23 protein-coding genes and 2 pseudogenes are annotated in these 23455 nt (G+C 70.9%); 18 read left to right on the top strand and 7 right to left on the bottom strand.

Annotation, left to right across the window (positions count from 1 at the left end; genetic code table 11):
- Position 1 precedes the first annotated feature (1 nt).
- The 5 genes from JNW91_RS07390 (at position 2) to JNW91_RS07370 (ending at position 4570) form a co-directional block, all read left to right on the top strand.
- Positions 2–931 carry a F0F1 ATP synthase subunit gamma gene (locus tag JNW91_RS07390; RefSeq protein ID WP_203174156.1) on the top strand — a complete coding sequence of 310 codons (930 nt, stop codon included), beginning with the start codon at positions 2–4 and terminating at the stop codon, positions 929–931.
- Complete coding sequence (gene atpD / locus JNW91_RS07385) at positions 931–2367, top strand: F0F1 ATP synthase subunit beta (RefSeq protein WP_203174155.1); 1437 nt, start codon at positions 931–933, stop codon at positions 2365–2367. Before JNW91_RS07390 ends, atpD begins: the two co-directional genes overlap by 1 nt.
- Positions 2368–2589: 222 nt before the next feature.
- The gene (locus tag JNW91_RS07380; protein WP_203174154.1) at positions 2590–3732 is read left to right on the top strand and encodes an LCP family protein; all 1143 of its coding nucleotides are present in this window, start codon (positions 2590–2592) and stop codon (positions 3730–3732) included.
- 88 nt (positions 3733–3820) lie between these two features.
- A complete protein-coding gene (locus JNW91_RS07375; RefSeq protein ID WP_203174153.1) occupies positions 3821–4102 on the top strand; it encodes a F0F1 ATP synthase subunit epsilon in 282 nt (93 codons plus the stop codon).
- Positions 4103–4114: 12 nt separating this feature from the next.
- Positions 4115–4570, top strand: a complete 456-nt coding sequence (locus JNW91_RS07370; protein WP_203174152.1) for a DUF2550 domain-containing protein — start codon at positions 4115–4117, stop codon at positions 4568–4570.
- A 209-nt stretch (positions 4571–4779) separates the two neighbouring features.
- Here the strand turns inward: JNW91_RS07370 and JNW91_RS07365 are convergent.
- A pseudogene (locus JNW91_RS07365) lies at positions 4780–5340 on the bottom strand (cob(I)yrinic acid a,c-diamide adenosyltransferase); the annotation flags it as partial.
- Between JNW91_RS07365 and murA the strand changes: the two are divergent.
- Together murA and JNW91_RS07355 are read left to right on the top strand one after the other, a co-directional pair.
- On the top strand, positions 5339–6781 hold the full coding sequence (gene murA / locus JNW91_RS07360; RefSeq protein WP_203174151.1) for a UDP-N-acetylglucosamine 1-carboxyvinyltransferase: 1443 nt from the start codon (positions 5339–5341) through the stop codon (positions 6779–6781). The pseudogene JNW91_RS07365 and the gene murA overlap by 2 nt on opposite strands.
- A 79-nt stretch (positions 6782–6860) precedes the next feature.
- Positions 6861–7709 (top strand): 3-hydroxyacyl-CoA dehydrogenase family protein, encoded by an 849-nt coding sequence (locus JNW91_RS07355; protein WP_203174150.1) that lies wholly within the window; start codon positions 6861–6863, stop codon positions 7707–7709.
- Between the two features lie 49 nt (positions 7710–7758).
- Here the strand turns inward: JNW91_RS07355 and JNW91_RS07350 are convergent, their stop codons facing one another.
- On the bottom strand, positions 7759–8604 hold the full coding sequence (locus JNW91_RS07350) for an ABC transporter permease (protein ID WP_203174149.1): 846 nt from the start codon (positions 8602–8604) through the stop codon (positions 7759–7761).
- Positions 8601–9452, bottom strand: coding sequence for an ABC transporter ATP-binding protein (locus JNW91_RS07345; RefSeq protein WP_203174148.1), 852 nt, complete (start codon positions 9450–9452; stop codon positions 8601–8603). The genes JNW91_RS07350 and JNW91_RS07345 overlap by 4 nt, the downstream gene beginning before the upstream one ends.
- Before the next feature lie 151 nt (positions 9453–9603).
- Here JNW91_RS07345 and JNW91_RS07340 point away from each other — a divergent pair, with 151 nt between their 5' ends.
- Complete coding sequence (locus JNW91_RS07340) at positions 9604–11610, top strand: protein meaA (protein WP_203174147.1); 2007 nt, start codon at positions 9604–9606, stop codon at positions 11608–11610.
- A gap of 14 nt (positions 11611–11624) precedes the next feature.
- On the opposite strand, the gene JNW91_RS07335 is transcribed toward JNW91_RS07340, so the two are convergent.
- Positions 11625–11921 (bottom strand): DUF1540 domain-containing protein, encoded by a 297-nt coding sequence (locus JNW91_RS07335; RefSeq protein WP_203174146.1) that lies wholly within the window; start codon positions 11919–11921, stop codon positions 11625–11627.
- Between the two features lie 581 nt (positions 11922–12502).
- Here JNW91_RS07335 and JNW91_RS07330 point away from each other — a divergent pair.
- Positions 12503–13069 carry a hypothetical protein gene (locus tag JNW91_RS07330; RefSeq protein ID WP_203174145.1) on the top strand — a complete coding sequence of 189 codons (567 nt, stop codon included), beginning with the start codon at positions 12503–12505 and terminating at the stop codon, positions 13067–13069.
- 64 nt (positions 13070–13133) lie between these two features.
- On the opposite strand, the pseudogene JNW91_RS07325 reads toward JNW91_RS07330, so the two are convergent.
- Positions 13134–13750: pseudogene (locus JNW91_RS07325) on the bottom strand (DUF4126 domain-containing protein).
- 71 nt (positions 13751–13821) lie between these two features.
- Between JNW91_RS07325 and nucS the strand changes: the two are divergent.
- Complete coding sequence (gene nucS, locus JNW91_RS07320) at positions 13822–14481, top strand: endonuclease NucS (protein ID WP_203174144.1); 660 nt, start codon at positions 13822–13824, stop codon at positions 14479–14481.
- Between the two features lie 4 nt (positions 14482–14485).
- Here nucS and JNW91_RS07315 read toward each other — a convergent pair whose 3' ends face one another.
- Together JNW91_RS07315 and JNW91_RS07310 are read right to left on the bottom strand one after the other, a co-directional pair.
- The gene (locus tag JNW91_RS07315; protein ID WP_203174143.1) at positions 14486–15145 is read right to left on the bottom strand and encodes an SAM-dependent methyltransferase; all 660 of its coding nucleotides are present in this window, start codon (positions 15143–15145) and stop codon (positions 14486–14488) included.
- A gap of 80 nt (positions 15146–15225) precedes the next feature.
- Positions 15226–16722 carry an aldehyde dehydrogenase family protein gene (locus JNW91_RS07310; protein WP_203174142.1) on the bottom strand — a complete coding sequence of 499 codons (1497 nt, stop codon included), beginning with the start codon at positions 16720–16722 and terminating at the stop codon, positions 15226–15228.
- A 255-nt stretch (positions 16723–16977) separates the two neighbouring features.
- Between JNW91_RS07310 and JNW91_RS07305 the strand changes: the two genes are divergently transcribed.
- From JNW91_RS07305 to JNW91_RS07275, 8 genes are all read left to right on the top strand, one after another.
- A complete protein-coding gene (locus JNW91_RS07305; RefSeq protein WP_203174141.1) occupies positions 16978–17394 on the top strand; it encodes an FHA domain-containing protein in 417 nt (138 codons plus the stop codon).
- A 136-nt stretch (positions 17395–17530) separates the two neighbouring features.
- Entirely contained in the window at positions 17531–18340 is an 810-nt protein-coding gene (locus JNW91_RS07300) for an alpha/beta fold hydrolase (protein ID WP_238424535.1), read from the top strand.
- Complete coding sequence (locus tag JNW91_RS32020) at positions 18292–18594, top strand: alpha/beta fold hydrolase (protein WP_238424534.1); 303 nt, start codon at positions 18292–18294, stop codon at positions 18592–18594. Before JNW91_RS07300 ends, JNW91_RS32020 begins: the two co-directional genes overlap by 49 nt.
- 136 nt (positions 18595–18730) lie before the next feature.
- Positions 18731–20521: a 3-hydroxyacyl-CoA dehydrogenase family protein gene (locus JNW91_RS07295; protein ID WP_203174140.1), complete on the top strand. Its 1791-nt coding sequence runs from the start codon at positions 18731–18733 to the stop codon at positions 20519–20521.
- A 40-nt stretch (positions 20522–20561) separates the two neighbouring features.
- The gene (locus tag JNW91_RS07290; protein WP_203174139.1) at positions 20562–21056 is read left to right on the top strand and encodes a SigE family RNA polymerase sigma factor; all 495 of its coding nucleotides are present in this window, start codon (positions 20562–20564) and stop codon (positions 21054–21056) included.
- Complete coding sequence (locus tag JNW91_RS07285; RefSeq protein WP_203174138.1) at positions 21053–22120, top strand: hypothetical protein; 1068 nt, start codon at positions 21053–21055, stop codon at positions 22118–22120. The genes JNW91_RS07290 and JNW91_RS07285 overlap by 4 nt, the downstream gene beginning before the upstream one ends.
- Positions 22121–22178: 58 nt before the next feature.
- On the top strand, positions 22179–22508 hold the full coding sequence (locus JNW91_RS07280) for a hypothetical protein (protein ID WP_203174137.1): 330 nt from the start codon (positions 22179–22181) through the stop codon (positions 22506–22508).
- Positions 22509–22641: 133 nt separating this feature from the next.
- Positions 22642–23451 carry an alpha/beta hydrolase gene (locus JNW91_RS07275; RefSeq protein WP_203174136.1) on the top strand — a complete coding sequence of 270 codons (810 nt, stop codon included), beginning with the start codon at positions 22642–22644 and terminating at the stop codon, positions 23449–23451.
- The last annotated feature ends 4 nt before the right edge of the window (positions 23452–23455 follow it).

Raw genomic sequence — 23455 nt, 5'->3', positions numbered from 1 at the left:
GATGGCGGCCCAGGTACGCGTTCTTCGTCAACGGATCCGCTCGGCGAAGTCGATGAAGAAGATCACCAAGGCGATGGAGCTCGTGGCGACGAGCCGGATCGCCAAGGCCCAGGCGCGGGTGCAGGCGTCCCTGCCGTACGCCCAGGCCATCACCGGCGTGCTCACGGCGCTGGCGTCCAACGCGCGGATCGACCACCCGCTGCTCACCCCGCGTGAGCGGGTGCGGCGGACGGGCGTCCTGCTGGTCACCAGCGACCGTGGCCTGGCCGGCGGCTACAGCTCCAACGCGATCAAGACGGCGGAGTCGCTCATCGCGCGGCTCCGGGCGGACGGCAAGGAGCCGGTGCTCTACGTCATCGGGCGTAAGGGCGTCGGGTTCTACCGGTTCCGCGACCGGCCGATCGAGGCGAACTGGACCGGCTTCAGCGAGCAGCCGTCGTTCGAGGACGCCCGCACGGTGGGTGAGACGTTGATCAAGGCGTTCACCGCCGGTGCGGACGACGCGGACGGCAGCGCCGGTGCCGACGGGGTGCTGGGCGTCGACGAGCTGCACATCGTCTACACCGAGTTCCACTCGCTGATGACGCAGACCCCGGTTGCCAAGATCCTCGGGCCGATGCAGGTGGAGGACCGGCCGCGCTCCGAGGGGCTGCTGCCGGCGTACGAGTTCGAGCCGGAGGCGGAGGCGCTGCTCGACGCGCTCCTGCCGAGGTACATCAACACGCGGATCTACGCGGCGTTGATCGAGTCGGCGGCGAGCGAGTCGGCGGCACGGCGGCGGGCGATGAAGAGCGCCACCGACAACGCCGAAGACATGATCGACAAGTACACGCGTGAGATGAACTCGGCCCGCCAGGCCGGGATCACCCAGGAGATCAGCGAGATCGTCGGCGGCGCCAACGCGCTGGCCGCGTCGGGAAGTGAAGTGTGATGACTGCACCAGTAGAGACCAAGACGGCCACGGGTCGCGTGGTCCGGGTCATCGGCCCGGTCGTCGACGCCGAGTTCCCGCGCGACGCCATGCCGGCCCTGTTCAACGCGCTCAACGTCACGGTGAACCTGTCCGGCGGTGAGAAGACGCTGACCCTGGAGGTCGCCCAGCACCTGGGTGACAACCTGGTCCGTGCCATCTCGATGCAGCCGACGGACGGCCTGGTTCGCGGCGCGGAGGTGCGTGACCTCGGCGAGCCGATCAGTGTGCCGGTGGGCGACGCGGTCAAGGGCCACGTGTTCAACGCGATCGGCGAGGTGCTCAACCTCAAAGAGGGCGAGACGTTCCAGGCGGACGACCGGTGGGGCATCCACCGCAAGGCGCCGGCCTTCGCCGACCTCGAGCCGAAGACCGAGATGCTGGAGACCGGCATCAAGGTCATCGACCTGCTCGCCCCGTACGTCAAGGGCGGCAAGATCGGCCTGTTCGGCGGCGCGGGTGTGGGCAAGACGGTGCTCATCCAGGAGATGATCACCCGGGTTGCCCGCAACTTCGGTGGTACCTCGGTCTTCGCCGGCGTGGGTGAGCGCACCCGTGAGGGCAACGACCTCATCGCCGAGATGACCGAGTCCGGCGTCATCGACAAGACCGCGCTGGTCTACGGCCAGATGGACGAGCCGCCGGGCACCCGGCTGCGGGTGGCGCTCTCCGCGCTGACCATGGCCGAGTACTTCCGGGACGTGAAGAAGCAGGAGGTGCTGCTCTTCATCGACAACATCTTCCGCTTCACGCAGGCCGGTTCCGAGGTGTCCACCCTGCTCGGCCGTATGCCGAGCGCGGTGGGTTACCAGCCGACCCTGGCCGACGAGATGGGCGAGCTCCAGGAGCGGATCACCTCGGTCCGGGGCCAGGCCATCACCTCGATGCAGGCGATCTACGTGCCGGCGGACGACTACACCGACCCCGCTCCGGCCACCACGTTCGCCCACCTGGACGCGACCACCAACCTGGAGCGGTCGATCTCCGACAAGGGCATCTACCCGGCCGTGGACCCGCTGGCGTCCTCGTCCCGGATCCTCGCCCCGGAGTTCGTCGGCCAGGAGCACTTCCAGGTCGCCACCGAGGTGAAGCGGATCCTCCAGCGCTACAAGGACCTGCAGGACATCATCGCCATCCTCGGCATCGAGGAGCTCTCCGAGGAAGACAAGATCACCGTGGCCCGGGCCCGGCGGATCGAGCGCTTCCTGTCGCAGAACACCTACGCGGCGGAGCAGTTCACCGGCGTGCCGGGCTCGACGGTCCCGATCAAGGAGACCATCGAGGCCTTCCGCAAGATCAGCGAGGGCGAGTACGACCACTTCCCCGAGCAGGCGTTCTTCATGTGCGGCGGTCTCGAGGACCTGGAGCGCAAGGCTGAGGAGCTGATGAAGGGCTGACAAGCCCCATCGGATTCGTCATCAAAAGACTGCCCCGGCAATGCCGGGGCAGTCTTTTGTTCATCTTCACGCCCTATCATCGTCGCGGTCCGTTACTCGTGGTCGTCGGTTCCGAGTCGCCCGAGATACGGTCGTTCCGCGCGCTCACGTGAACGAGCGTTCATCTTTGCAACCTTTCGGCGACGTGCGCCCGTCTTCCCCACGTGGGCGTAACGAACGGAGATGCTCGTGGCTAAGGCCGTCAAGACTGGCCGCAGGAAGTCCATGTGGCGGGGCGTGCCACGCTGGGCCAAGGTCTGCACGGTGTTCGGCACCGTGCTGACCATGCTCAGCGGGATGGCGCTGGTCGGCACCGAGGTGCTGATGGCCCGCTACGAGGGCGCGGTCGGCAAGGCCGACCTCTTCGGTGACCAGGCGGCGGGTGCCAAGGAGAAGAAGAGCGACATCAAGGGCCCACTCAACATCCTGCTGGTGGGCATCGACCCTCGTACGCCCACGGCCGCGCCACTGGCTGACTCGATCATGGTGCTGCACGTACCCGCGTCGATGGACCGGGCCTACCTGTTCTCGCTACCCCGGGACCTCTACGTCGACATCCCGGCCTTCAAGAAGGCCAACTTCGCCGGCGAGACCACGAAGATCAACGCAGCGATGTCGTTCGGCAGTCGGGTGCCGGGCGGGAACCCCGACGCGGCGCGCGGCTTCGAGCTGCTGGCCAGCACCGTGCAGAACGTGACAGGCATCAAGCGGTTCGACGCTGGCGCGATCATCAACTTCACCGGCTTCCAGAAGATCGTCGACGCCATGGGTGGTGTCGACATGTACGTCGAGCGGGACGTGAAGTCCGAGCACAAGCAGCCGGACGGCACGCCGCGGCCGGGCAACACGCGCGGCGAGGGCTACGTCGGCCCGCAGGCGATCTACAAGAAGGGCAATCACCACCTCAAGGGGTGGCAGGCGCTGGACTACGTCCGGCAGCGCTATCCGAAGAACGGCGTGCCGGACGCCGACTACGGCCGGCAGCGCCACCAGCAGCAGTTCGTCAAGGCGATGGTGGGTCAGGCGTTCAGTGCCGACGTGGTCGCCAACCCGATCAAGCTGGACAAGGTGCTGCGCGCGGCTGGCCAGTCGCTCATCTTCAACGGCCGGGGCAACAGCGTGATCGACTTCGGGCTGGCCCTGAAGGACATCCGGCCGAACACGATTGAGATGATCAAACTGCCCGGTGGTCCGTTGTACGAGGGCAAGACGTACAAGGGCGAGCAGTTCCAGGCCGGCGTCACGGACTTCTTCACGGCCCTGCACAGCGAACAACTGGACCCGTTCCTGCTGGAGCACCCGGAATTCCAGAACAAGACCAAGTAGTCGTGGCGTAGCTCTCCCCACCCGCGTTGGGGGCGTGTCGGCGTCAGGCTAGACTTTCGGCAATCCGCCGCCGCAGCAAGGAGACAGCGTGGCACAGCAGCTTCACGTCGAGCTCGTCGCCGTCGAGGAGAAGGTCTGGTCCGGTGACGCCGAGATGGTCGTCGCCCGGACGACCGAGGGTGAGCTCGGTGTCCTGCCGGGGCACGCGCCGCTGCTCGGCCAGCTCGCCGAGCCCGGCGAGGTCCGCATCAAGCTGGCCGGCGGTGAGCAGGTCTCCTACGAGGTGGCCGGTGGCTTCCTCTCGGTGAGCGCCGACGGCGTCACCGTGCTGGCCGAGAGCGCGACCCCGGTTTCCGCGCAGGGCCGCTGAGCCGTACCGCGGATGGAGATCGTCGAAGGGATCGGGATCGGCGTCGCCGTCGTCCTCGTTGCGCTTCTCATCCTCTTCGTCCGGCGGGCCGTGGTCACTCGTAGCGGTGGCATCATCCGGCTCAGCGTCCGGGTCACCACCGTGCTCGACGGCCGTGGCTGGTCGCCCGGTTTCGGCCGGTTCGCGGGTGACGAGCTGCGCTGGTATCGGATGTTCAGCTTCGCGCTCCGCCCCAAGCGGGTCCTGTCCCGCAAGGGCCTCGCGGTCGAGCGCCGACGGTTGCCCGAAGGGCAGGAACGGCTCTCCATGCCGGCGGACTGGGTGATCCTCCGGTGTACCAGTCACCACGCACCGGTGGAGATCGCCATGGCGCGGTCGACAGTGACCGGTTTTCTTTCCTGGCTCGAGGCCGCCCCTCCGGGGGCGGTCTCGCCGCGTATGGCCTCCCAGGACTGGCCGGCTGCCTGAGCCCTGGCTTGATCGACACGGTATCGGCGATGTCGGGGTGTCCCGTGGCTCGGATACCCCGACATCCCCGATCCGGAGTTGATCAGCGCGCGATGGCGTAGAGCGTCCGGCCCAACTCGCCGAGGAGCCAGCCCCAACTACGCGTGGCGGCGGCGAGATCGGGAACCCACACCTCCACGTGGTGCAGGGCGCCCACGGTCAGCGCTGACGCCCGGCACCCATAGCACATCTCCCGCCGGATTTGCCGTTCTTGACAGGATAAAGAGCAGATCGGAGAGCCGGTTGAGATACTTTGCCGGGAGCGGGCTGGTCCGTTCCGGATCGTGGCTGACCAGCGCCCACGCGGCTCGTTCCGCACGCCGGGCAGTGGTACGCGCCACGTGCAGCAGCGCCGCACCCGCGGTGCCGCCCGGGAGGATGAAGGAGTCGAGCTTGCTCAGGCGTGCGTTGTACTCGTCGCACCAGCCCTCCAGGCGCTCGACGTACTCCTCGGTCACCCGCAGCGGCGGGTACTTCGGGTCCGGCTCGACCGGGGTGGACAGGTCGGCGCCCACGTCGAACAGATCGTTCTGCACCGAGCCCAGCACGACCCGCAACTCCTCGTCGAGTTGGCCCAGGGCGAGTGCGACACCGATCGCCGCGTTGCACTCGTCGACATCGGCGTACGCGGCGATCCGTGGATCGGTCTTCGGCACCTGCTCGTTGTTGCTCAGCCTGGTCATGCCGGCGTCGCCGGCCTTGGTGTAGATGCGCGTGAGGTGGACGGCCATGACGCACAGCCTACGGATACCGGACCTGACGATCCCGGCGCGGCCGGACACCACGACCGCCTGGCCGGCGGTGGTGGGTCCCGGCGATGCCGGCGATCCTGCGGTCAGCGACGTCGACGTCATCCGGGTCCGTGGTGACGCCCGACTGACCGGCACCGTGCACGTGGTGGGTGCCAAGAACTCGGCGTTGAAGCTGATGGCCGCCGCGCTGCTCGCCCCGGGCCGCAGCGTCATCACCAATGTCCCCCGGATCACCGACATCGCGATCATGGGTGAGGTGCTGCGCCGGCTGGGCTGCGACGTCCAGTTCGACGCGGACGACCCGGTCGACCCGATGGTGGCCCGAGGGGGCCTCGCCCGATCCCGCTCGGTGACCATCGACGTGCCCGAGCAGCCGGGCACGGACGCGGACTACGACCTGGTCCGCCGGCTGCGCGCGTCGATCTGCGTGCTCGGTCCCCTGCTGGCCCGCCGAGGGTACGTGCGGGTCGCCCACCCCGGCGGCGACGCGATCGGCTCCCGTGGGCTGGACATGCACGTCTCCGGGCTGACCCGGATGGGAGCGGAGATCTCCGGCGAGCACGGGTTCGTCATCGCCGCGGCCCCGCACGGCCTGCGTGGCGCGGACATCGTGCTCGACTTCCCGAGCGTGGGCGCGACCGAGAACCTGGTGATGGCGGCGGTGCTCGCCCAGGGCACCACGATGATCGACAACGCGGCCCGGGAGCCCGAGATCGTCGACATCTGCACCATGCTCAACCAGATGGGCGCGCGGATCTCCGGCGCCGGCACGTCCACCCTGCGGATCACGGGGGTTCCCGGGCTGCGGCCGGTGCGCCACGCCACGGTGGGGGACCGGATCGTCGCCGGCACCTGGGCGTTCGGTGCGGCGATGACCAGGGGCGACGTGACCGTGACCGGTCTGGATCCGGCCTTCCTGGAGGTCGCGCTGGACAAGGTCGTCGCGGCCGGCGGCCTGGTGGAGACCCGTGGGGACGCCTTCCGGGTACGGATGGACGACCGGCCCCGGGCGGTGGACGTGGTGACCCTGCCGTACCCCGGCTTCGCCACCGACCTGCTGCCGATGGCGATCGGTCTGGCCGCGGTCAGCGACGGGGCCTCGCTGATCACCGAGAACATCTTCGACGGCCGGTTCATGTTCGCCAACGAGATGATGCGGCTCGGCGCGGACATCAAGACCGACGGGCACCACGCGGTGGTCCGGGGCCGGGACCGGCTGTCCGGGGCGCCGGTGCGGGCCACCGACATCCGTGCCGGGGCCGGGCTGATCATCGCCGGGCTCTGCGCGGACGGGGTCACCGAGGTCTCCCACGTGCACCACGTCGATCGGGGCTACCCGGACTTCGTGGCCGACCTCCGGGCGCTCGGCGTGGCGGTGGAGCGGGGCTGCGCGCCGGAGGAGCCGTCGCTGGAGATTTGACGCCGACCGGGCTTAGCCGTCGTTCAGGCTCGCCGACTAGGGTGCAGACAGGCACTCAATCGCAGCGAGGGAGAAGTAGATGGCGGGTCGACTCGCGGTCGTCGGGGCCGGGCTGATGGGCTCCGGCATCGCCCAGGTGGCGGCGCAGGCGGGCTGGCAGGTGACGCTGCGCGACCTGGACGACGCGGCCACCACCCGAGGGCTCGGCGGCATCCGGAAGTCGCTGGAGAAGTTCGCCGAGAAGGGCAAGATCGAGGCGTCCGAGGTCGAGGCGACGCTCGCCCGGATCACGCCGACCACCGACCTGGAAGCGGCGGCGGACGCGGACATCGTGGTCGAGGCCGTCTTCGAACGGCTGGAGATCAAGCACGAGGTGTTCCGCGCCCTGGACAAGATCTGCAAGTCCGACGCGGTGCTCGCCACCAACACGTCGGCCATCCCGGTCACCCAGATCGCCGCGGTCACCGAGCGGCCCGAGGCGGTCGTCGGCACCCACTTCTTCTCCCCGGTGCCGATGATGCAGCTCTGCGAGCTGGTCCGGGGCTACAAGACCAGCGACGCCACCCTGGCCACCGCGCGGGCCTTCGCCGAGGGGATCGGCAAGACGGTGGTGGTGGTCAACCGGGACATCGCCGGTTTCGTCACCACCCGGCTGATCTCCGCCCTGGTGGTGGAGGCGGTCAAGCTGGTCGAGTCGGGCGTGGTGTCCGCCGAGGACCTGGACACCGCCTGCCGGCTGGGGTTCGGGCACGCCATGGGTCCGCTGGCCACCACCGACCTGACCGGCGTGGACGTGCTGCTGCACGCCTCGAAGAACATCTACACGGACACGGCCGACGAGAAGTTCTTCCCGCCGGAGCTGCTCCAGCGCATGGTCACCGCCGGTGACCTGGGTCGCAAGACCGGCAAGGGCTTCTACACGTACTGAGCGGGACAGAAAGAGGGGCGGGCGGACAGCGCCCGCCCCTCTTTCCACGTCAGCCGTCGCGCTTCGTCGTCCAGCGGAACGTCGTCAGGCAGAGCACCAGGCCGATCACGCACCACAGGCCGAGCACCAGCGCGACCCGGCCCAGCTCGAACGAGCCGCCCGGCTCCTGGGCGCCGAAGCTCTCCGGCAGGAAGACCGACCGCAGGCCCTGGCACATCCACTTGAGCGGGAACAGCGCGGCCACCTGCTGCATCCAGGTGGGCAGGTCGGTGAAGACGAAGAACACGCCGGAGATGAACTGGAGCACCAGGGCGACCGGGGTGACCACCGCCGAGCCGCTGCGGGCGGTGCGGGCCAGCGACGAGATGGCGATGCCGCACAGGGTGCAGGCGGTCACGCCGAGCACGGAGACCCAGCCGAAGGTGAACCACTTCGCGGCGGTGCCCGGCAGGTCGAGGTCGAACAGGGCCACCGCGACCGCCAGCAGCAGCGCCGTCTCGGCGATGCCGATCGCCACCACCATGATCACCTTGCCGCCGAACCAGACCCACTTCGGCATCGGCGTGCCCCGGTAGCGCTTGAGCACGCCCCGGTCCCGCTCGATCGGGATCCAGATGCCGAGGTTCTGGAAGCTCACCGTCATCAGGCCGGTCGCGATCATGCCGGTGATGAAGTACTGGGTGAACTTGACCCCGCCGCCGATCGTGCCATCGAAGATCGAGGCGAAGATCAGGATCATGATGATGGGAAAGCCCATCGTGAAGACCACGGACTCCCGACTGCGCAGGAACTGGGTGATCTCCAGTCGGCCCTGGCGCAGGGCGAGCGCGCCGGCGCCCGGCCGGCGGCTCGGGGTGGCGGCGACCGGCGTGGCCGGCTTCGTCGTGGTCGTCATCGCGCCTGTCCGATCATTTCGAGGTAGACGTCCTCCAGGGTCGGCCGGGTCACCGTGAGCCCCGGGACCTCGCCGCCGTAGCGCGCGGCCAGGTCGGCGACCAGGGCCGTCGGCGTCGCGGTCTGCGCACGTTCCGGCGTCCCTTCCGGGGTACGCCAGGAGACCGTCGCGAGGGCCTCCTGCCGGTTGCCCAGCCGGTTCGGTGCGGCGACCTCGACCAACCGGCCACCGGCGATCACGCCGACCCGGTCCGCGAGCGCCTCCGCCTCGTCGAGGTAGTGGGTGGTCAGCACGATGGTCGTGCCGGCCGCGGCGAGATCGCGGATCAGCTCCCAGAACTCGCGGCGGGCCTCCGGGTCGAAACCGGTGGTCGGCTCGTCGAGGAAGAGCAGCTCGGGGCGGCCGATGATGCCCAGCGCCACGTCGAGGCGGCGCTTCTGCCCGCCGGAGAGGGTGTGCGTGCGGGCCTTCGCCTTGCCGGCCAGTCCGACCCGTTCGATCACCTTGTCCGGGTCGTCCGCGGCCGGGTAGAAGCCGGAGAAGTGCCGGACCACCTCGGCCACGGTCAGCTCGTCGAACTCGCCGGTGCCCTGGAGCACGATGCCGACCCGTGAGCGCCAGCCCTGATCCGGGTGCGCCGGGTCCGCGCCGAGCACGGAGACCTCGCCGGCGTCGCGGCGCCGGTAGCCCTCCAGGATCTCCACCGTGGTGGTCTTGCCGGCGCCGTTCGGGCCGAGCAACGCGAACACCTCGCCGCGGCGGACGTCGAGATCCACGCCCGCCACGGCCACGTTGCCGCCGTACGCCTTGCGCAGCCCTCGGACGGAGATGGCCAGCTCGTCATCCATGACGTCCAGTGTGCGTCCTGCGCTGGTCGGGGTCGTGCCCGGGGTGTGGCGGTCCGCGCCACTGCGAGCGCTTCGGACCCGGACGTCCACGACATGGACCTGTGTGGTTTTCCACAGCCCGTTTTACTGAACGGTAACTTAGACTCCGGCCATGGACGAGACGGCATACCGGGGGCGGCTGCCCGAGCGCGACCGCCCGTGGGTCATGCGCACCTACGCCGGTCACTCGTCGGCCGCCGCGACCAACGCCCTCTTCCGCCGCAACCTGGCCAAGGGGCAGACCGGCCTCTCGGTCGCCTTCGACCTGCCCACCCAGACCGGGTACGACCCCGACCACGAGCTGGCCACCGGTGAGGTCGGTCGGGTCGGCGTACCGGTGACCCACCTCGGCGACATGCGGGCGCTCTTCGACGGCCTTCCGCTCGCCGACACGAACACCTCGATGACCATCAACGCCCCGGCGATGTGGCTGCTCGCCCTCTACGGCACCGTGGCGACGGAGCAGGGCGCCGAGCTGGCCCGCTGCGCCGGCACCACGCAGAACGACATCATCAAGGAGTACCTGTCCCGGGGGACGTACATCTTCCCGCCCGCCGCCTCACTGCGGCTCACCGCCGACGTGGTCGCGTACGCGCTGCGGGAGATGCCCCGGTGGAACCCGGTCAACATCTGCTCGTACCACCTCCAGGAGGCCGGGGCCACGCCCGTGCAGGAGGTCGGTTTCGCGCTGGCCACCGCCGTCGCCGTCCTCGACGCGGTCCGCGACTCCGGTCAGGTCCCCGCCGAGCGGATGGGCGACGTGGTGCAGCGGATCTCGTTCTTCGTCAACGCCGGGGTCCGCTTCGTCGAGGAGATCGCGAAGATGCGCGCGTTCGGCGCGCTCTGGAACGAGATCACCCGGGACCGGTACGGAGTCACCGAGGCCAGGCAGCGCCGGTTCCGCTACGGCGTGCAGGTCAACTCGCTCGGCCTGACCGAGGCGCAGCCGGAGAACAACATCCAGCGCATCGTGCTGGAGATGCTCGGCGTGACGCTGTCCCGCGACGCCCGGGCCCGCGCCGTGCAGCTGCCCGCCTGGAACGAGGCGCTCGGTCTGCCCCGCCCCTGGGACCAGCAGTGGTCGCTGCGGATGCAGCAGGTCCTGGCGTACGAGTCGGACCTGCTCGAATATCCCGACCTCTTCGCCGGCTCGCACGTGATGACCGCGCTGGTCGACGAGATCGTCACCGGCGCCCGGGTCGAGCTGGACAGGGTGTTGGAGCTGGGCGGGGTGGTGGCCGCCGTGGAGACCGGCTACCTCAAGAGCGCGCTGGTCGCCTCGCTGGCCGAGCGTCGCCGCCGGATGGAGTCCGGCGCGGACGTGGTGGTCGGGGTCAACCGCTTCGCCGAGACCGAGCCGTCCCCGCTGACCGCGGCCGGGGCGGAGGCGGTCGAGCAGGTCGACCCGGCGGTCGAGGTCGCCGCCGCGGACGCCGTACGCCGATGGCGGGCCGAACGGGACGGCGCCGCCGTCGACGCGGCCCTGGCCCGGCTCCGCGCGGACGCCGCGACCACCACCAACCTGATGCCCGCCACCCTGGAGTGCGTGCGGGCCGGGGTGACCACCGGCGAGTGGGCCGGCGCGCTGCGCCAGGTCTTCGGCGAGTACCGGGCACCCACCGGGCTGGCCGGAGCCGCCGGAACCGGCGGAGATCCGGGCCTCGCGGCGGTCCGCGAGCGGGTCACCGCCACCGCCCGGGAACTGGGCAGCGGGCGACTGCGGCTGCTGGTCGGCAAGCCCGGCCTGGACGGGCACTCCAACGGCGCCGAGCAGATCGCGGTACGCGCCCGCGACGCCGGCTTCGAGGTCGTCTACCAGGGCATCCGGCTGACCGCCGGGCAGATCGTCGCCGCCGCGGTGGAGGAGGACGTCGACCTGGTCGGGCTCTCCGTGCTGTCCGGCTCGCACCTGGCCGCCGTGCCGGCGGTACTCGACGGGCTACGCGCCGCCGGCCGCGGCGACCTGCCGGTGGTGGTCGGTGGCATCATCCCCGCCAGCGACGCCGACACGCTGCGGGCCGCCGGAGTGGCCCGGATCTTCACCCCGAAGGACTTCGCCCTCACCGGCATCATCGACGACCTGGTGACGGTCATCCGGCGCGCCAACGACCTGCCCTGACCTCCGTCGGCGGGTCAGCGGCCGGCGTACGTCACGCAGTCGGCCAGGTCGTTGTCCGGGCCGACCTTGATGGACGACGCGTGGCACTCCAACTGCTCGTTGTGCCGACAGTCGGAACGCTGGCAGGCGCCCACCTGGGCGATCATGCTCTCCACCCCGCCCCGGACGGGCGACTCGACGAAGGTGTGGCAGTGCGCGTGATCCATGCTGCCGATCGTGATCGCGAAGGCGTGGCAGTCACCCGACTGGTTGTACGCACACGCCGCGACCACGCACTCCTGGACCCGGGGCATCTCCATCGCTGTGGTCATGCCAACCTCCTCTAGGCTCTCGTCTGACCCTAGGCTTTTGTCGGTCTTGCGTACCCCGATATGGACCCCTTGCCGATCGGCCGTGCGAACGCCTCCACCGGGGGTCGCCGTCGGATGTGATGGGTCTCGACATCGCCGATATCGGGGTATCACCCCGTCCCGGATACCCCGATATCGTCGATGTCGAGTGGATCACCGCCGTGCCGCCCGGTCTGGGCCGCGGTCGCCACGACGCTTGGGCGGTTTGTCCGCCCGTGGGCCTGTCTGGGCTGTGACCGGTCGCATCCGTGCGGCGGAATCGTGGCCGGCCGGGGGCCGTTACACACCCTGACGATCGCAGGACCACGGCCCGCTCGCTGGGCCGGTCGTTGCAGACCCCCGAGCGACCGAGCAATCCCCCGGGAATGACCCCCCGCCGGTGGTCGTTAAACCCGGTCCCGGCGCCGCGAGCCCCCCGGCTTGCAGGCCGCCGACCCGTCGAAGACTTTTTGTGCAGCGCCGGACGAGGTGCTCACACCCGTGACCGCCGACCCCCCGGTCGGTGGCAGCGGGTGTTTCCTACCCCCGAAGGAGCTACCCCCATGAACACGATCTTCCGTAAGAGTGTGCTGTCCGTTGCTGGTCTCGCGTTCGCCGGTGGTGTCTTCGCCGGTCCGATCGCCGCCCACGCCGCCACCCCGGCCGTGGACGCCACGCCGGTCGCGGTCGCCGTGCAGACTGCGGCGCCGAAGCCGCAGGGCGACCAGTCGCACATCACCCTGAACGGCGAGCAGACCGCCAACGCCAAGGCGATCATCGCCGCGACGAAGAAGGCCGGCCTGCCCGAACGCGCCGCGGTGATCTCGATCGCGACGAGCCTGCAGGAGTCGAAGCTGGAGAACCTCGGCCACCTCGGCGACGCCAACGACCACGACTCGTTGGGCCTGTTCCAGCAGCGCCCGAGCTCGGGTTGGGGCACGCCGGAGCAGATCACCGACCCGGAATACTCCACGACCGCGTTCCTCAAGGGCCTCAAGCAGGTCGACGGTTGGCAGGACATGCCGCTGACCGACGCCGCGCAGACCGTGCAGGTGTCGGCCTACCCGGACGCCTACGCCCAGTGGGAGCAGCAGGCCACCGACCTCGTCACCCAGCACTGGAACAACTGACCACAGCAGCACGGCGATGGCCGGCACCCCGAACCCGGGGCGCCGGCCATTGTCATGTTCGGCGTCAGACGCGGAAGCCCGCTGCGCGTGCTGCCGCGCGTTCCCGGCGGCGTTCGGAGCGGCGGCGTACGAACCAGAAGACGAAGAACACCAGACCCAGCAGGAAGGCCAGGACCAGCACCGGCAGGATGATCGCCACCAGCGAGACGACAACGCTGGTGCGTCCTCGGCGGTGCTGGCCACCGGGGCGCCGAACCCGGCGGTGGTCGCGTTGATGACCGGGCGTGCGGCGGACTTGAGCAGATGCACGCCGAACGCGAGGAGTACGCCGGTGGCCACCGGCACCCATTGGTGGCTGGAGAAGAAGCTTCCCGGGTCGCTGACCGTGACGGTCTCCGACGACGACCCGGCGCCGAAGGCGAGACCGCCAGCGGTGGGTCGGACCACGGTCTGCACGACGTCGTTGATGTGGTCGACGACCGGCACCTTGTCGGCCACCACCTCCACGGCGAGCAGCACGGCCAGGATGACGATGACCCAACCGTTGCCGAGCCACGTCCAGCCGCTGGGCAGGTCGATGAGGTCGCTGTAGCGGGCGAGCAGGCCGAGGGTGAGCAGGGGTATGTAGGCGTTCAGCCCCGCCGAGGCGGCGAGGCCGGTACCGGTGAGAACTTCGAGCACGGTCTCAGCATCGCATCGACGCGCCAGTGCCGCTCGGTGGCGACCGGCGGGTGCTCGGCTACCCTCGTCGGGTGCGGTTGGTCATTGCGAAGTGCTCGGTGGACTACGTCGGACGGCTCTCGGCTCATCTGCCGCCGGCCACCCGGCTGTTGATGGTGAAGGCGGACGGGTCGGTGTCGATCCATGCCGACGACCGGGCGTACAAGCCGCTCAACTGGATGAGCCCCCCGTGTCGGCTGGAGGAGGCGCCCGGCGTGTGGCGGGTGGTCAACAAGGCCGGCGAGGAGCTGCGGATCACCCTGGAGGAGATCTTCCAGGACACGTCGTACGAGCTCGGCGTGGATCCCGGCCTGCGCAAGGACGGGGTGGAGGCGCACCTGCAGGAGTTGCTGGCCGCCAACCCGGGCGTGCTGGGTGAGGGGTACACGCTGGTCCGCCGCGAGTACATGACGGCGATCGGCCCGGTCGACCTGCTCTGCCGGGACGCCAACTCCGGCGCGGTCGCCGTCGAGGTCAAGCGACGCGGTGAGATCGACGGGGTGGAGCAGCTCACCCGCTACCTCGAACTGATGAACCGTGACCCGCTGCTCAGCCCGGTCACCGGCGTCTTCGCCGCGCAGGAGATCAAGCCGCAGGCGCGGGTCCTCGCCACCGACCGGGGCATCCGGTGCGTGGTGGTGGACTACGACAAGCTGCGCGGCATCGAGAAGGACGAGCTGACCCTCTTCTGAGCGCTCACGCGCCGGTCCGCACCGCGATCAGCGACTTCGGTAGGCCCACCACCCGCTCGACGAGCATCCGCGAGTCGGGGAAGTAGTGACGCATCTGCGAGCGGTCGAGCAGTTCGGTCCACAACACCTGGTGGAGGGCGGCGTCGTGGCTGCGGGTCGGTTTGTGGCCCAGTGGCCAGCGGCGGGCGACCGCGGTGCGGAGCCGTACCGGAAGGAACTGCATGCCGGGCGCGATCCAGTGTGGCTCGATGGGGAAGTAGCGGTACGGCGTCTGCACCCAGTGCCGGTCGGCCAGCGCGCGGGCCGTGGCGGCGAACCGCAGCCGGCGTTCGTGCCCGCCCACGTGTTCCAGCACCGAGTTGGAGAAGACCAGGTCGTAGTCGCCCGTGGCGAGGCGTGACGGCAGCTCGCAGGCGTCGGCCTGCTCGACGCGGGCCCATTCCGGCACGACAACGGGCGGTTGTTCCAGATTGACCACGGTCACGCGGGCCGGCCGAACGGTGGCGCGGTGCCAGGTGCCGAGCCGGCCACCGAGGTCGAGGACGTGCATGTCCCCGAGGTCGGGAAAGGTGCGCGCTAGCCAGTCCGCGCGGTGCCGCCGCCGCCGAGCGCTCCACGACCTGTCGCTGTCGACAAGGCGGTAGCGCAATCGATTAGGGCCCACTTAACGCAATGTACCGCCGTGAGTACCGCGTACAAACATGTGGATACGCCGATCGGCGGTGGAGATCGGTTATCCGACACTCACCTGCCGTACATCGTTTTGATGACCTTCACGAGTCGTGCCACGTCGGTCGGGGTGCGCTCGAAGGTCATCGACGGCAGCAGTGACCGGGCACGCCGTCGGGTGATCGCCTTGGCCCGGGCGAACTCGCGCAGCCCGTCCTCCCCGTGGATGCGCCCGAAGCCCGAATCGCCGACCCCGCCGAACGGCAGCGTGGACATCCCGGCGAAGGTCAGGCTGGAGTTGACCGAGGCCATCCCGGAGCGCAGCCGCCTGGCGATGGCCACCGCGCGCCGCCGGCCGAAGACCGAACCCCCGAGGCCGTACGGCAGGGCGTTGGCCCGGGTGACGGCCTCGTCGGCGTCGCGGACCCGGCTGATGGTCAGAGTCGGGCCGAAGGTTTCCTCGCGGACGGCGGCCGACTCCTCCGGGACGTCCACGAGAACGGTCGGGTGGACGTACGGCGGCTGCACCGCGTCCGGGCCGCCCAGCACGGCGCGCCCGCCGGAGGCGATGGCGGCGTCGATGTGGCGACGGATCACGTCGACCTGGCCCGGCATCGTGATCGGGCCGATGTCGGTGCCCTCCGGCCCGACGGTCAGCCGGCCGGCACGGGTCACCACCTTGTCGACGAAGGCGTCGAACACGGGGTCGACGGCGTACACCCGCTCGATGCCGATGCAGGTCTGGCCGGCGTTGGTCATGCCGCCCCACACGCACGCCTCGGCGGCGGCGTCCAGGTCGGCGTCGCTGTCGACGATCATGGCGTCCTTGCCGCCGCCCTCGATCAGTACCGGGGTCAGCGTCTCGGCGCAGGCGGCCATCACCTTCCGGGCCGTCGCGGTGGAGCCGGTGAAGGCCACCTTGCCGACCCCCGAACGGCAGAGGGCGGCGCCCACGTCGCCCAGGCCGTGCACCGTCGTGAACACCGGCTGCTCGGGCACCACCTCGGCGAAGCTGTCCACCAGCCACTGGCCGGTGGCGGGCGTGTACTCGCTCGGCTTGAGCACCACGGCGTTGCCGGCGGCGAGGGCGTACGCGGCGGAGCCGATCGGGGTGAAGACCGGGTAGTTCCACGGCCCGATGACGCCGACCACGCCGTACGGCTGGTATTCGAGGTGCCCGGAGAACTCGGCCAGGATGAGACGGGACCGCACCCGACGCGGGCCGAGCACCCTCGCGGCGTTGCGTGCGGCCCAGTCGATGTGCTCGATCGCCGTGACGATCTCGACGATCGCGTCGGCGACCGGCTTGCCGCCCTCGACGTGCACCAGTTCGGCGAGCTGCTCGATCCGCTTGGCGAGCAGGGCTCGCCACCGCAGCAGCCGCGCGCGCCGGCCGGTGAAGCCCAGCCCCGCCCACCACTCACCGGCGGCGCGGGCGCGCTCGACGGCCCGCCGCACGTCGGCGTCGCTGGCGACCGGAAGGCGACCGGCCTCGGCGCCGGTGGCCGGACTGGTGGAAACCAGTTGGCCCGCCTCGATGAGGGGGGTGCCGGGGACCTGAACAGCCGTCATGGCGGAAGTTTAGACCCGAATGCTACTCATCGGTAGGCCGCGATTCGGATCGACGGGAGGGGAGTCGCAGCGCCCTGCCCACTCGTTGATCAGTGCAGGCCAGACCCCTGATGTCGGATCTCGGCCGCCCGAATCGTCGAACGGCAGATGGCCGGGAGGTGACGAGGAGCTGACCGGCCGGTCGGTATTGACGGTTACCGTCTGGTGGCAGGCTGACGCGCGGAGTAACGGTGTGGGGTGGAGGGCTGACTGTCCATGGAGGAACATCCGGAACTGATGCCGCTGTTGACGGTCGCCGGTGGACCGATGCGCGGGGCGAGCTTTCGGCTGCGGGCCGAACCGCAGGTGATCGGCCGGGCGCCGACCGGCCATGTGGTCATCAACGACCCGCACCTGAGCCGCCGGCACGCGGAGGTGTGGCTGGCCCCGGAGGGCGCGTCGCTGCGTGACCTGGGCTCGACGAACGGCACCTGGCTCAACGACCGCCGGATCACCGAGATCGAACGGCTCTCCGACGGCGACGTGATCCGGATCGGCCGCACCGAGTTGCGCCTGTTCGACCCCGGGGTCGCGCACACCGATCCGGTGGGGCTCAGGTTCGGCCCGCCCCGGCGCGACGTCCGGCCGACGTTGCCGTTGCCGCTGGCCGCGCCGCCCACCGCTCGGCGCTAGGCGTTCGGCCTCGGGGTTCCCCGCCCCGAGGGAGGACACGCGGGCGGCGCCCTGGCCGCCGGCCACACCGGACGTCGACGCCGAGTGGCGCTCGCGCACCTGGACCGGCGCGTGCCGCCGTGGCAGCATGCCGCGGATGGAGATCGAGCAGCGGACCGTGACGGCCAACGGCATCACCCAGGCGGTACGGGTGGCCGGCCCGCCGGACGGCACGCCACTGCTGCTGATCCACGGCAACTGCTCGTCATCGCTGTTCTGGGAGCCGCTGATCCGGCGGCTGCCGCCGACGCTGCGGGTGGTGGCACCGGACCTGCGCGGCTACGGCGACACCGAGACCGCGCCGGTGGACGCCACCCGCGGCCTGCGGGACTTCGCCGATGACGTGGCCGCCCTGCTGGACGCCCCGACGCTCTTCAGCGCCGGCACCGCGCGTCCCGTGGTGGTCGGGCACTCCCTCGGCGGTGGCGTGGCGATGCGGCTGCTGGTCGACCACCCGGAGCGGGTACGCGCGCTGCTGCTCGCCGCGCCGGTCTCCCCGTACGGCTTCGGTGGCACCCGCGATCTGACCGGCTCGCCGACCACGCGCGACTTCGCCGGCACCGGCGCCGGCACGGCGAACCCGGACTTCGTCGCCCGGCTGGCCGCCGGCGACCGCGACACCGAGGCTCAGGCCAGCCCACGCGCCGTGCTGCGGGCCACCTACGTGGCGACCCGGCCTCGCTGGGCGCGTACGAGGAGTTGCTGCTGGACAGCCTGCTCTCCACCGCGACCGGCGATGACAACTACCCGGGCACGTCGGTGCCGTCGGAGAACTGGCCGGGCATGGCGCCGGGGGAGCGGGGGGTGCTCAACGCGCTCGCGCCGACCTGGTTCCGGGTCGCCGACGAGTTGGTCGCCGTGCCCGACAAGCCGCCGATCACCTGGGTACGCGGAGACGCCGACGTGATCGTGTCGGACACCTCGCTGTTCGACCTGGCGTACCTGGGCTCGCTGGGCGTGGCGCCCGGCTGGCCGGGGGACGAGGTCTGCCCGCCGCAGCCGATGGTCGGCCAGACCCGGGCGGTGCTGGAGCGGTACGCGGCGGCCGGCGGCGCGTACCACGAGGTGGTGTTGCCCGACTGCGGGCACAGCCCGCACCTGGAGCGCCCGGCGGAGTTCGTCGCGGAGCTGCTGGCCCTGACCGACGTGCCGGCGATCTGACGGCGTCGGCCGGGCAGCCGACATCGTGGGTGAAATAGGCCACGGCGTCTCGACAACCAAACGTCACGTGGCAGACTCGCGCGCATAACCTTAGCGGCCGTTCAGTGGCCGTACGGAGTGTCTGGGGAGGCCGGTCGTGGCGCGCGAGTTCAGCACCGTGGGTGTGGTGGGGCTGGGCACCATGGGTGCCGGCATCGTCGAGGTCTTCGCCCGCAACGGCATCGACGTGGTCGCGGTCGAGATCTCCGAGCCGGCGCTGGAACGCGGCCGGGCCACCCTCACCGGCTCCACCGACCGGGCGGTCGCCAAGGGCAAGCTCGCCGCGGCGGACCGGGACGCCCTGCACGAGCGGGTGCACTTCGCGGTGGGCCTGGACGCGCTGCACTCCGTCGACCTGGTCATCGAGGCGGTGCCCGAGCACCTGGACCTCAAGCAGCGAATCTTCGCCGAGCTGGACCGGGTCTGCCGGCCGGAGGCCATCCTCGCCACCAACACCTCGTCGCTGAGCGTCACCGAGATCTCGGTCGCCACCACCCGGCCCAACCAGGTGATCGGCATCCACTTCTTCAACCCGGCCCCGGTGATGAAGCTGGTCGAGGTGGTCCGCACGGTCGTCACCTCGCCCGACGTGGTCGCCGACGTCGAGGCGCTTTGCGCCCGGCTCGGCAAGGTCGACGTCACCATCAACGACCGGGCCGGCTTCATCGCCAACGCGCTGCTCTTCGGCTACCTCAACCACGCCGTCGGCATGTTCGAGTCGCACTACGCGACCCGGGAGGACATCGACGCCGCCATGAAGCTCGGCTGCGGCCTGCCGATGGGCCCGCTGGCGCTGATGGACCTGATCGGCCTGGACACCGCGTACGAGATCCTGGACACCATGTACCGCCGCGGCGGGCGGGACCGCCGGCATGCCCCGGTGCCGCTGCTCAAGCAGATGGTGACGGCGGGACTGCTCGGCCGGAAGTCCGGTCGGGGCTTCTACACCTACCAGCGGCCCGGCTCCCCGGTGGTCGTACCGGATGAGACGACGCCGCCGGCCACGGAGGCCGCGCTCGCCGACGGCGCGCGGGCCATCACCAAGGTCGGCGTCGTGGGCTCGGGGACGATGGCCACCGGGATCATCGAGGTGTTCGCGAAGGCCGGCTACGAGGTCGTCTCGGTGACCCGGGGCGCGGAGAAGTCCGCGAAGGTCTGCGAGGCGGTGAAGACCTCGCTGAACAAGGGCGTGGTGCGCGGCAAGCTCGCCGAGGCCGACCGGGACGCCGCGCTCGGCCGGATCAGCTGGTCGGCCACCCTCGACCACCTCGCCGACGTCGACCTGGTGGTCGAGGCGGTGGTCGAGGAGCTGAGCGTGAAGAAGGCGCTCTTCGCCAGCCTCGACGAGATCTGCAAGCCGGGCGTCGTGCTGGCCACCACCACCTCCTCCCTGCCGGTGATCGACGTGGCGATGGCGACCCAGCGGCCGGCCGACGTGGTGGGGCTGCACTTCTTCAACCCGGCGCCGGTCATGCCGCTGGTCGAGGTGGTCCGCACCATCCGCACCTCCCCGGAGGCCACCGCCACCGCCCGGGCCGTCTGCGCCGCGCTCGGCAAGACCGGCGTGGTCTGCGGCGACCGGTCCGGGTTCATCGTCAACGCGTTGCTCTTCCCGTACCTCAACGACGCGGTGAAGATGCTGGAGGCCAGCTACTCGACGGCCGACGACATCGACCACGCGATGAAGCTGGGCTGCGGCTACCCGATGGGCCCGTTCGAGCTGCTCGACGTGGTCGGGCTGGACGTCTCGCTGGCCATCCAGCGGGAGCTGTACCTGGAGCTGCGCGAGCCGGGCTTCGCGCCCGCGCCGCTGCTGGAGCACCTGGTCACCGCCGGCTACCTGGGCCGCAAGACCCGCCGCGGCTTCCGCGACCACTCGCACCGCTGACCGGGTCAACGCCGGAGGGTCCCGGCCGCGTCTGCATGGTGTGACCTTCGAGGAGTACGTCGCCAGCCGTGGCCCGGCCCTGGTTCGGCTGGCGCGGCTGTTGACCGGCGACGAGCACCGGGCCGAGGACCTCACCCAGGAGGTGCTGTCCCGGGCCTACGTGCACTGGCGCAGGATCGCCCGGGCCGACCGGCCCGACGTGTACGTGCGCCGGATGCTCGTCAACGCCAACAACTCCTGGTGGCGCCGCCGGTCGAACCGGGAGCTGGCCATCGACACCGTCGTCGACCGACCGCAGCGTGGCGACCTCAGCGGTGAGGTGGCCGACCGGGACGAGATGTGGCGGCTCATCCGCGACCTGCCGGACCGCCAGCGGGCGGTGCTGGTGCTGCGCTACTACGAGGACCTCGACGACGCGACGATCGCCCAGATCCTGGACTGCTCGCCGGTCACCGTCCGCACCCACGCGATGCGGGCGTTCGCCAACCTCCGGGAGCGCTGCGATGCCCCGGCCACGAACGGGAGCCGGCCGTGACGGACCTTGCCGAACAGATCGTCCGAACCCTGCGGGAGCGTGCCGAGGGTGACGTGGACACCGACCGGCTCCTGCGGGGTTCCCGCGCCCGGGGGCGCCGCCGGCAGCTGCACCGCAAAGTCGCCGCAGGTGCAGCCCTGTCCCTGGTCGGGGCCCTCGGCCTTGTCGGAGTGACCGGGTCGGGCCTCGACGGGCTGGCCGGCCGCATGCCCTGGACCACCGCCACGCCCGCCGTGGTCCCCCCGGTGCCACCGCGCGCCGACGGGGTGCCCGGCGCCGCCGCGGACCCGGCACTGGTGGGTGCTGATCCGCAGGTGCTGCACCTCGGCGTCGACCCGGCTCGGGCCCGCTACCTCGGCTGGGAGGTGATCAGGGATCAGGTCGAGACCGTACGGCTCGGTGTGCCGGGCGGCGAACCGGTGCGCGTCGATGTGGCCAGGTCCGCCGAACTGCCCACCAGCGTCGAGATCGACGGTGTCTCCTTCGACGCGACCGAACCGGGCCCGCAGACCTTCGACGGCAGGGTGCGGTCGACGGCCGGCATGCCCCGTGGGCTGGTCAAGATGTGGCAGCCCGCACCGGGCCTGTACGCCCGTGCCGTCATGCTGCACGGAGACCGGGCCGTGCTGGAGCAGGCGGTCGACGCCCTGCGCTGGAACGAGGCGCGCCGGTGCGCCGGGCCGCTACGGCTCGACGCCCTGCCCCAGCGCGCGAGGGTCACCGTCTGCTCGGTTGACATCACCTCGTACCCGCGGTTGGTCACCGCCCGATTCGCGCTTCAACGTGCCGATACCGAGACGATGAGCGTGCAGTACCGGTACGCGAGCGGAGCGGGCGCCCAGACCGGGGCAGATCGGACCATCGCCGGCCGACCCGCGGTGCTCTCCGCAAAGGGGACGAGGCTGGAGCTGGTCGGCGTCCCCGGCACGACGGTGGTCGCCGACTTCGGCTGGCCCTGGCACGGCGAAGCGCCGCCGCACATCTTCACCGAGGCGGACGCGACGTTGCTGCTGGCGGGGGTGAAATTCCCCGCGGACCCGACGCGGCCGGAGAGCTGGGAGTGACTCTGGCCGTCGGGCGGGCCGGCCGTCGGACCGTCCCGCCGGAGTGACCGTACGCTTGGTGACTGTGAGCCCCCGTCGCAATCGCCCTCGTCGGGACGAGAACGCCAACCTGGACGCCGACCGGGTCCGGCAGGGTGTCGCCTCGGTGCAGCAGTGGACCGACGGCGCCTGGCAGGTACGCGGCATCGGGGCGGGCGCGTCGGTCAAGACGTACCGCTGCCCCGGTTGTGACCAGGAGATCCGACCCGGGGTGGCGCATCTGGTGGCCTGGCCGGCGGACGGCCTGGGTGATCTGACCGACCGGCGGCACTGGCACAGCGGCTGCTGGCGTGCCCGGGAGCGGCGCGGTCCGGCGGTGCAGCGCGGCCGGGGCAGCCCGCGCTACTGAGCGATCCGGCCGGGCGCCCCGCGCCACGGCTCAGCGACCCGGCCGGGGCGCCCCGCGCCACGGCTTAGCGACCTGGGTCACCCTCTCTCCGCCCGGGCGGGCGGCGGCGGCGACTTCGCGACAGACTTGGGCGGTGAGCACACCGATCCGCGCGTCGTCGATCCTGCCCGGTCGCCGGGAGGACATCGAGCTGCACACCGCCGACGGTCTGCGGCTGGTCGGCGAGTTGGCCCTGCCGGCGGAGCGACCGCCGGCCGCCACCCTGATCTGCCTGCACCCGCTGCCCACACACGGCGGAATGATGGACAGCCACGTGTTCCGCAAGGCGGCCTGGCGGCTGCCCGCGCTGGCCGACCTGGCCGTGCTGCGGTTCAACACCCGGGGCACCAGCAGTGTGCGCGGCACCAGCGAGGGGGCCTTCGACGGCGCCGTGGGCGAACGCTTCGACGTGGCCGCCGCCATCGAGTACGCGGAGTTCGCCGAACTGCCGAACATCTGGCTGGTCGGCTGGTCGTTCGGCACCGACCTGGCCCTGAAGCACGGGTGCGACCCGGCCGTCGCCGGGGCGATCCTGCTCTCCCCGCCGCTGCGCTTCTCGACACCGGACGACCTGACCACCTGGGCTGGCTCCGGTCGGCCGCTGGTGGCACTGGTACCGGAGTTCGACGACTACCTGCGGCCGGCGGAGGCCCGGGAACGGTTCGCGGCCGTGCCGCAGGCCGAGGTCGTCGGGGTGCCGGGCGCCAAGCACCTCTGGGTCGGCGACGCGGAGACCGTGCTCGACGAGATCGTCCGCCGGGTCAACCCCGCGGTCGAGGTGCCGCTGCCGACCACCTGGGACGGCCCGATGGAGGCCGGCGACGTCAGCGCGTACGCCGACCGGACGGTGGCCGCCTTCGCCGACACGCCCGTCCCCGGGCCGGCCGCCGGCCAGGCCGGCTGACCGT

Source organism: Micromonospora parastrephiae, assembly GCF_016802865.1.
Lineage (GTDB): Bacteria > Actinomycetota > Actinomycetes > Mycobacteriales > Micromonosporaceae > Micromonospora > Micromonospora parastrephiae.
The sequence above is the reverse complement of the archived record's forward strand: the minus strand, read 5'-3'. Positions and strand labels throughout refer to the sequence as shown.

Excerpts from the sequence above, each read along its gene's own strand:
- JNW91_RS07310 (WP_203174142.1), bottom strand. The coding sequence starts at position 16,722 with ATGACGGCTGTTCAGGTCCCCGGCACCCCCCTCATCGAGGCGGGCCAA.
- JNW91_RS07305 (WP_203174141.1), top strand. The coding sequence starts at position 16,978 with ATGGAGGAACATCCGGAACTGATGCCGCTGTTGACGGTCGCCGGTGGA.
- JNW91_RS07390 (WP_203174156.1), top strand. The coding sequence starts at position 2 with ATGGCGGCCCAGGTACGCGTTCTTCGTCAACGGATCCGCTCGGCGAAG.
- murA (WP_203174151.1), top strand. The coding sequence starts at position 5,339 with ATGACGCACAGCCTACGGATACCGGACCTGACGATCCCGGCGCGGCCG.
- atpD (WP_203174155.1), top strand. The coding sequence starts at position 931 with ATGACTGCACCAGTAGAGACCAAGACGGCCACGGGTCGCGTGGTCCGG.
- JNW91_RS07355 (WP_203174150.1), top strand. The coding sequence starts at position 6,861 with ATGGCGGGTCGACTCGCGGTCGTCGGGGCCGGGCTGATGGGCTCCGGC.
- JNW91_RS07345 (WP_203174148.1), bottom strand. The coding sequence starts at position 9,452 with ATGGATGACGAGCTGGCCATCTCCGTCCGAGGGCTGCGCAAGGCGTAC.
- JNW91_RS07370 (WP_203174152.1), top strand. The coding sequence starts at position 4,115 with ATGGAGATCGTCGAAGGGATCGGGATCGGCGTCGCCGTCGTCCTCGTT.
- JNW91_RS07380 (WP_203174154.1), top strand. The coding sequence starts at position 2,590 with ATGCTCGTGGCTAAGGCCGTCAAGACTGGCCGCAGGAAGTCCATGTGG.
- JNW91_RS07300 (WP_238424535.1), top strand. The coding sequence starts at position 17,531 with ATGGAGATCGAGCAGCGGACCGTGACGGCCAACGGCATCACCCAGGCG.
- JNW91_RS07330 (WP_203174145.1), top strand. The coding sequence starts at position 12,503 with ATGAACACGATCTTCCGTAAGAGTGTGCTGTCCGTTGCTGGTCTCGCG.
- JNW91_RS07340 (WP_203174147.1), top strand. The coding sequence starts at position 9,604 with ATGGACGAGACGGCATACCGGGGGCGGCTGCCCGAGCGCGACCGCCCG.
- JNW91_RS07335 (WP_203174146.1), bottom strand. The coding sequence starts at position 11,921 with ATGACCACAGCGATGGAGATGCCCCGGGTCCAGGAGTGCGTGGTCGCG.
- JNW91_RS07350 (WP_203174149.1), bottom strand. The coding sequence starts at position 8,604 with ATGACGACCACGACGAAGCCGGCCACGCCGGTCGCCGCCACCCCGAGC.